This is a genomic window from Microvirga sp. HBU67558 (genome assembly GCF_018069605.1).
GTDB lineage: Bacteria > Pseudomonadota > Alphaproteobacteria > Rhizobiales > Beijerinckiaceae > Microvirga > Microvirga terrae.
In genome coordinates this window covers 21,140-27,926 of the sequence record NZ_JAGPUP010000490.1, presented here as the reverse complement: position 1 = coordinate 27,926, position 6,787 = coordinate 21,140, and the positions used below count along the sequence as shown (strand labels likewise).

The 6,787-nt window shown below is 54.4% G+C and carries 5 protein-coding genes; all 5 read right to left on the bottom strand.

Going from position 1 to position 6,787, the window contains the following annotated elements:
• Window positions 1-726 precede the first annotated feature (726 nt).
• The gene (locus KBI52_RS10045; RefSeq protein WP_210807112.1) at window positions 727-1,113 is read right to left on the bottom strand and encodes a DUF3572 family protein; all 387 of its coding nucleotides are present in this window, start codon (window positions 1,111-1,113) and stop codon (window positions 727-729) included.
• 633 nt (window positions 1,114-1,746) lie between these two features.
• Entirely contained in the window at window positions 1,747-2,076 is a 330-nt protein-coding gene (locus KBI52_RS10040; protein WP_210807110.1) for a VanZ family protein, read from the bottom strand.
• Between the two features lie 670 nt (window positions 2,077-2,746).
• The gene (locus KBI52_RS10035; protein ID WP_210807108.1) at window positions 2,747-3,991 is read right to left on the bottom strand and encodes a calcium-binding protein; all 1,245 of its coding nucleotides are present in this window, start codon (window positions 3,989-3,991) and stop codon (window positions 2,747-2,749) included.
• 270 nt (window positions 3,992-4,261) lie between these two features.
• Window positions 4,262-5,047, bottom strand: coding sequence for a WecB/TagA/CpsF family glycosyltransferase (locus KBI52_RS10030; protein ID WP_256439479.1), 786 nt, complete (start codon window positions 5,045-5,047; stop codon window positions 4,262-4,264).
• Window positions 5,048-5,363: 316 nt separating this feature from the next.
• Complete coding sequence (locus KBI52_RS10025) at window positions 5,364-6,500, bottom strand: glycosyltransferase family 4 protein (RefSeq protein WP_210807104.1); 1,137 nt, start codon at window positions 6,498-6,500, stop codon at window positions 5,364-5,366.
• Between the last annotated feature and the right edge of the window lie 287 nt (window positions 6,501-6,787).

Here is a 6,787-nt window from a genome sequence, read left to right as displayed (position 1 = left end):
GTGGTGGGTCAGGATGGCGGCCGCCGCAACGCGGAAATAGGGATCGCCATCAGCAATAAGCCCCATTCCTTTACCAGCACTCATGACATCTGCCCCAGCGATCTGTCGTTCGAAGCGACGATAGACCCCTACGATTAATATGTCGTATTCCTCTTACATCGCGCCGGCGCTCTGAAACTCTATATCAAACTGGTCCGCAATTCGACATTCTACCAGTCGAAGACGCTTATTAGAGAGTACCGGGAACTTCGTATCGAGGATCCCGGACAGAGCGTGCAGACTGGGGCGATGTCCCGCTGCGGTCCTAACTCTAGGTTGGCAGGGGCGCGATGGCGGGACGTCGAGGTGAACAGATGAGACCGTCGGACGAATGCGCCCCTCAATCACGGTTCAACGAACCGCGCAGATCGACCATCTTGAGCACGCAGTCTGAGTCGGGAAGTAAGCTCCAAAACGGTCACCGATCCTGTTCAAGCCCTCCACCTTTGATTGTGCGAATTTGATCGCTCCGTCAAAATTATCGATGGTGGGGCAATGAAACTGAGCCGCCAGATATTACTTTCGGCAGTAAGCGCTGCGAGCCAGCGCATTCGACGCGCTCGGCTAAATCTAGAACAAATCCGGTTCCAGGAATCATAGAGGGTCACAATGCCCTGTCGTTGCCACGACGCACATTGCTTCGAGTCGCTGGGCATACTGGAGCAACAGTTGGAATCCCAGCCGCCCCTATGTTGGCTCTGAAGATCCGTCGCCCTGTCGGCTGAGTTGCACGATCTCGACAGACACCTGAAATAACAGGCGAGCCTGACACATCTGAACAATCTCGTGCGTGATGCCCTGCTGTCGCGCGAGAGCGCTCAAAAGCTGCTGATCTTTCGAAACAGCATCTAGGATCGTCAACATGAACAAAGGCAGTTGAGCAGCCGCTTGATCCGCGTCCGGACGAAAGCCGCTCGTTCTCAAAAAGCTGTGTAGCCTCTCTTCATCCGCAATAATGAAATCCAGAATACGTGCAACGGTAGCCTTTACCTCATCCAAACCAGGATCGGAGACAGGAGCGACATTCAGTCTTGGGAGGGGCGGACCCGGGTAGAACACAGACCTGTTGCGCATGAGATGACTCCAGCCGACGGACAACCTGTTCTAAAATGAGTAGGCATTTTTCTCTACATAGGCATATTAGTTATCTACAAAGCTCGGAGGGACCAACTTCAGTCCGAGAGCAGTACCCCCCGCAAAGAAGCACCTCAGTTGAAGGCCGCGGGCGTCACTTGAACGATCACGAACCAGTCAGTTGGTGGAGCTTTGCTTGCAACAATGAAATGCATGCGTCGTAACAAAGGCAAGGGTATGGCAGCCGATACTCGGAAAAGCGTGTTCTAAATCTAGCCAGCGGCGGTCACTCTCGAGCGGGGTATGCTCTTCTGTGAGATCTCAAACGGATTGTCCGCTCGCTGAGAGACCAACCCGATAGTTCTCGCCCTGCTAATTCACGACTGGATGCCGATGGAAGGCCATGCAACAACCTGCATAGAGCGGCTGCATTAAGAGTTTATTGACCCAGTTTCGCCCGACATTGCAGCGTTGCTCGTCGTGACGCCGCTAGCTCTGAAAATCCCGCCACCTGAGGCAGAAATGCCGTTTGCCGCATGCAAGTGCCTCGAACGCACAGCGTCGGGCTCACCAGTTAGCTCCGTTAATAGGCAGTCAGAGGCTCGTCGATTCTCACTCTCCAGAACGTTGGCCCTAGCGGCTCAAAATTCTGGCGACCGCCACCCCGAGAAAGGCACCCGATAACTTGGTGATGCTGTCAGGCAGTCGCCCGTGTCGATCCGGAATGTAGTTCTGGGCCATTTCAAGGAAGCCAACAAGGCCAATCAGCAGGACAAGAACAACGGCGTAGCGCTTTGGGTAGGCCAAAGAGAAAACCGCTCCAAGCGCAGCGAAAGCGGCAAATCGTTCCGCCGTGGCCGACGCCCCGGTGGTGGGGCGAAGATCCAGCGGGGAAAGTGTGACAAACACAATCCCAATGATGAGAATAGCTGCAAGGATGCGGAAGAAGATCGTGGATTTCATGGCGCGCTGTTTAGGTCACTTCAGAACGATCCTGTAACTCTTATTGCCCGAGTGTCAAAATATGATCATGCGTCGGTCTAGAAAACTCGGACGTTACGATGCACGATTGCAGGCGGCTCCGATGGCGCACCCACCTGTTGGAGATTTCAATCTCGGCATGTCGTGGACGCAAGCTAGGGGGAGAAGCCGTCATGGGGACATTCGCGCCATCCACGATTCTCCATCGAGCCTCATCGCTCCCGCGAAGCGTCGTTCTGAGATCTTCTTCTGCGCGCGCTCGGTGGCCCATGTGCGGGAGAGGCACTACAAGTTGCGCGAGACACCTGACCAATTCGGATAGCTTCTGCAAGGAGCCGCGATCCAGCCAATGGACGTCGGCGCCTCGCAGGGCGCGGAGCCCTCCACGCATTAGGGGTAGACGCTCCCTCGACCGTCATCGAAAGCGCCAGTCCCTTGTCAGCCGCACATCATACATGCTGCAGGTGAGCCTCGCAGTCGGCGCCGCTCCATGCTTGGCACCCGGATCAAATATCGCGACTCCGTCGGCATAGCGCATCGGGCTCAACGGGCGACACCCTGCCGGATCAAGGAGTTCAATCCACACATGCCTAGGATCCGGTTGCCCTTTGCCATCAATCCATGGAAAAGGGCAACCCTTATTCTCCTCGGCTTAGACGACGAAGAAATCCTTCTCGGTCAGCTTGAGGTTTTTGGCGAGTTGAGCGAACTCGACGGCCTTTCCTTTGCCTGATCCGTCTGCGTCGTACGACAGGATTCCGGTCTTCTTGTTGTAGAGAATGAAGTCGTTCTTGTCCGCCGCACGACCGCCGACGTTGAAGTAGTCTGCCTTGAGTTGCTTAGGATGAGATCCGCTGCCAGCACCAAGCTTCTTGAAAATCGCATTGTCTAGCCAGATCGAATCATTCTTGACGGAAAAGTCAGTGATTTTGTCGAAGTTCACTTTCCGGTCCGTCTTTGACGTCCCGAGCTTGGTATTGAAGACGAACTTATCCTTACCCGTGCCTCCGGTTAAGGTATCGTTGCCATGCGCTCCATTGATAGAGTCATCTCCAGAGCTTCCGGCAATCGCATTAGAGATTGAGTTCCCCAACAACTTCACAGATGCCGGTCCAAGAGCAGTCAAAGACTCTACTTCGCTATTGGGGTTAAGCGAGAAGCTCGTCGTCGTCAGGACCGTATCATAGCCCTCGCCTGCATATTCGATGACAACGTCAGAGGATTTGTCGACGAGATAGGTGTCGTTTCCCGTCCCTCCGAACATCGTGTCCGAGTCAGATCCGCCATCGAGCGTGTCGTTGCCGCCTTGGCCATACAACGTGTCAAAGCCAGCGTCACCGTACAGGTAATCGTCGCCGTTATCATCGAGAGCGAGTTCGCCGGATACACCGGCCCAGACATGCGATGCGATGGCTGCATCCGTCTCTCCGGAGTAGCCGACTAAAATTGAGAAGGCGTAAGGCTCACCAGTCCCACTTCCACCGAAGAGAACGTCGTTGCCGGCGCCGCCGGAGATTGCGTCAGATCCATAACCGCCCCACAGAACATCGTTCCCGTCGCCACCATCAACCCGATCATCGCCACCACGGGCATTGACGAAGTCATTTCCTGCACCTCCGAAGATGGTGTCTGCTCCCCAGCCCAGTATCCAATCGGCATCTCCAGTGGCGCCGTACGAATACAGGCTGTCGTCACCAGCGATCAGATTGTCGCCACTCGTGGCGTCAATATAGTCCCTGCCTTGCCCGCCAGTGATCGTATTCGACCCTACGGACGTCAGCACGTAATCGTCGCCAAATCCCGCATTCACGATGCTATTGCTGCCGACCCGGACGATGAACTCCTCATTTCGCCCTCCGATTCCTGTGTATGTAGCAACGCTATAACCTAAAGACATGACTTTCCCCAGCACTCAAGAGTCCTAGGCGGTCAGATGTCACAACTAGGAAGACAGTTCTAGCGAAATGAAATGGTTTCTCACAAAAAGCCTGCTCACAACGATCAGGCAGACATGTGACTTTCGAACATTCCGCCCTGGAGCCAAGGCATCGCGGGAATGCTCTCTTTTGCGCGCTCGCTTGATTCTTCACCTGAGAGTAAATGCCACGTGAGTGATTCTGCATCTCCATTCGCAGGAACGATGCACCCTCAGGCTACCCTATCAGCCTCAGCCCAATTCTCGGGCCGCCGAATTCACCACCTCTCTTCGAACGATTGCGACGCGAGCCAGGAACAGTATGTTTCCCACGACATATCGTGAGAATAGTCGCCTCGGTTCGCGTGCGAGACGGAAAGCCCATTCAAGATGCAAGCGTCGCATCCAGCGCGGCGCTCGTTGAACACGGCCACTCAAAAAATCCAGTATGGCACCTCCGCATATAATGAGGCATGGATCTCGCAGATGTTGGCTTAGCAACCGTGCTACGCGCTCCTGCTTCGGCATCCCCATTGCCAGAATTATAAGTTCGGGCCCCGTCCTTTCTGCATCCTCGAGGTAGACCTCATCAGACTTGAATCCATCTATCGTGGTCACGACATCGATAGCGCTGCCCCTGAGCACCTCCGCCGCCGTTGAAAGGAACGGCTCGGCAGTCCCAAAGAGTGCGACCCGTTTTCCAGCAAATTTGGCGACAATTTCAGGAATAAGGTCGGTGCCATTCATGTTCTGCCCTGCTGGCAAACCCAGAGCGGAATACAAGATCTGCATGCCTATCCCGTCGCGGACCAGGACCGTGCATGATCGGAAGCAAGATCTGGTGAAGGCGTCGCTCCAGGCCAGGTTGAAGGCGTGAGCGTTAACAAACCCGAGAACCTCTGGGCGGTCAGGACTCGAAAGAAGCTGAATCAGTCGTTCTCTGTCATCATGATCTGAGACAATCGTCACTTCATGGATAGCCCAAGAAAATCGGCTGGATCTTTGAGCTGTATCATCACTATATCTTTGACCGAGCATGACCTTTCCACTTCGGTAACTGCCAGTTATGAACACTATCGCGGTTGAACATGACACTCTGCCGCATCTCGAATGAGCTGCACTCAAGTGCCTCTCCTGCCAAATCAATATCGACGCCGACAATGAGTTGGCTCGCACTGCCGAATTGCAAGCCTTGACCTGCACGCTTTAGGACAATCTCTGCGTCGACACAAACCGCTCCCTTCCTAGGGTTCAGGAATTCTGTGATTCCAGCACTCCTGAACCCTTGTACTGACCGTTCAAGAGTGGACGATGCCGCCAATCACGTATTCCGAGCGCAGCAGGAGAAGAGGATCTACCTAGTCGGATGCTTTGGACATCCACCATCGGCATAGATCGTTTGGAGCCGTTCCATATAGCTCTCCAAGGCGAAGTTGTCCTGATATAGAGCTCTCGCATTCGCTGTGAGAGCTTTTGCGAGGCGAGGATTCGAAATCAGTTTGTTGATTGCGCTCTTGAGCGCTTGAGAGTCACCAGGCGGAACCAACAAGCAATTCACGCCGTCAGTAAAGACTTCTGGAATCGCACCAACGGGCGTCGTCACGACCGGAATCTCGGCACTTACTGCCTCGAGGATTGACATGGGCAGACCTTCATTGAACGAAGGCAGCACGAATACGTCCGTCCGCGCCAGAATGGAACGAACCTCGTCTCGGTTCACCCAGCCAGTAAATTCGACGACATCGTCATCCAAGCCGAGTTGTCGAGCCTCTTGCCGATAGCGATTAATCTCGCCTCCCCCACATAGAACGGCGTGAACAGGTATACCTTCAGCATGGAGTTCCGAGAGAGCCGCGAGGAACTCGGAAACGCCTTTCCGCGGAGAGAGGTTAGCGAGCAGAAGGAGGTTTGTTGCTCCGGACTGTGGGTGTGACGCACTCACACTTCGTTGGCGGATCGACTGCACATGCGAGCGTAGATCGGATACGGCGTTTGGAAGCACGCACACCCGACTTGGAGTGGCGCCAACGATGTCGACCAAGAACTCCGCCGCCTTACGACCTAAAACAATGTTGACATGCGCCATTGTAACGATGGACTTCGTCCAGAGCATAAGACTTTGGTTTGCACCCAAATAAAAACTCTCGAATTCTGCGCCATGGTGATGCAGGATTGTACGCTTTCTCAACAATCTGCCGAGAAAAACAAAAATTCCCTTTCTAATTACGCTGGTTCTTTCTGATACTTGCACGTGAAATATCACGCGGCGAGATATGATACTCAGGAATATTGCCTGGACGAATGCCGAGATGAGGTAAAGCGGGGACAATAAAACTGTTCCCTCTCCTCTCGGATCCAGCACGCTGACGCGAACATCGACATCATTGATCTCGATCCATCGCGCTATGCCGTCTGTTACGGATCCGATCCCTCCGCCCCCGCTTCTCCCGCCTGGCGAAATCAAGATGATTCTGTCGAAGTGTCTGATCATAGGAATATAGATTTCATACGGTGCTCTCTCTCGGCGTTTTATCGACTTCTCCGATCTTTGGCCACAGACGCATCGCCGGGATCGGCAGCACCTCTCACTTGCGACCACCTCGCTTGTCGGTTTCGCCGGCATGAGGGTCCAGCGTATTGCTTGCGACGTGCCCCACCAGAAACGCTCCTCCCGCGACGAGAGGCTCGCATACTTCGCCCTGGAAGCTACCCGGGGCAAGGTCGGCAGCTTGAATTCGATGACGCTCGCCTACTCCGGATCAATATCTATCAAGCCCT

Coding starts and splice junctions, on each gene's coding strand:
- KBI52_RS10045 (WP_210807112.1), bottom strand. CDS start 1,113: ATGCGCAACAGGTCTGTGTTCTACCCGGGTCCGCCCCTCCCAAGACTG.
- KBI52_RS10035 (WP_210807108.1), bottom strand. CDS start 3,991: ATGTCTTTAGGTTATAGCGTTGCTACATACACAGGAATCGGAGGGCGA.
- KBI52_RS10040 (WP_210807110.1), bottom strand. CDS start 2,076: ATGAAATCCACGATCTTCTTCCGCATCCTTGCAGCTATTCTCATCATT.
- KBI52_RS10025 (WP_210807104.1), bottom strand. CDS start 6,500: ATGATCAGACACTTCGACAGAATCATCTTGATTTCGCCAGGCGGGAGA.
- KBI52_RS10030 (WP_256439479.1), bottom strand. CDS start 5,047: ATGCTCGGTCAAAGATATAGTGATGATACAGCTCAAAGATCCAGCCGA.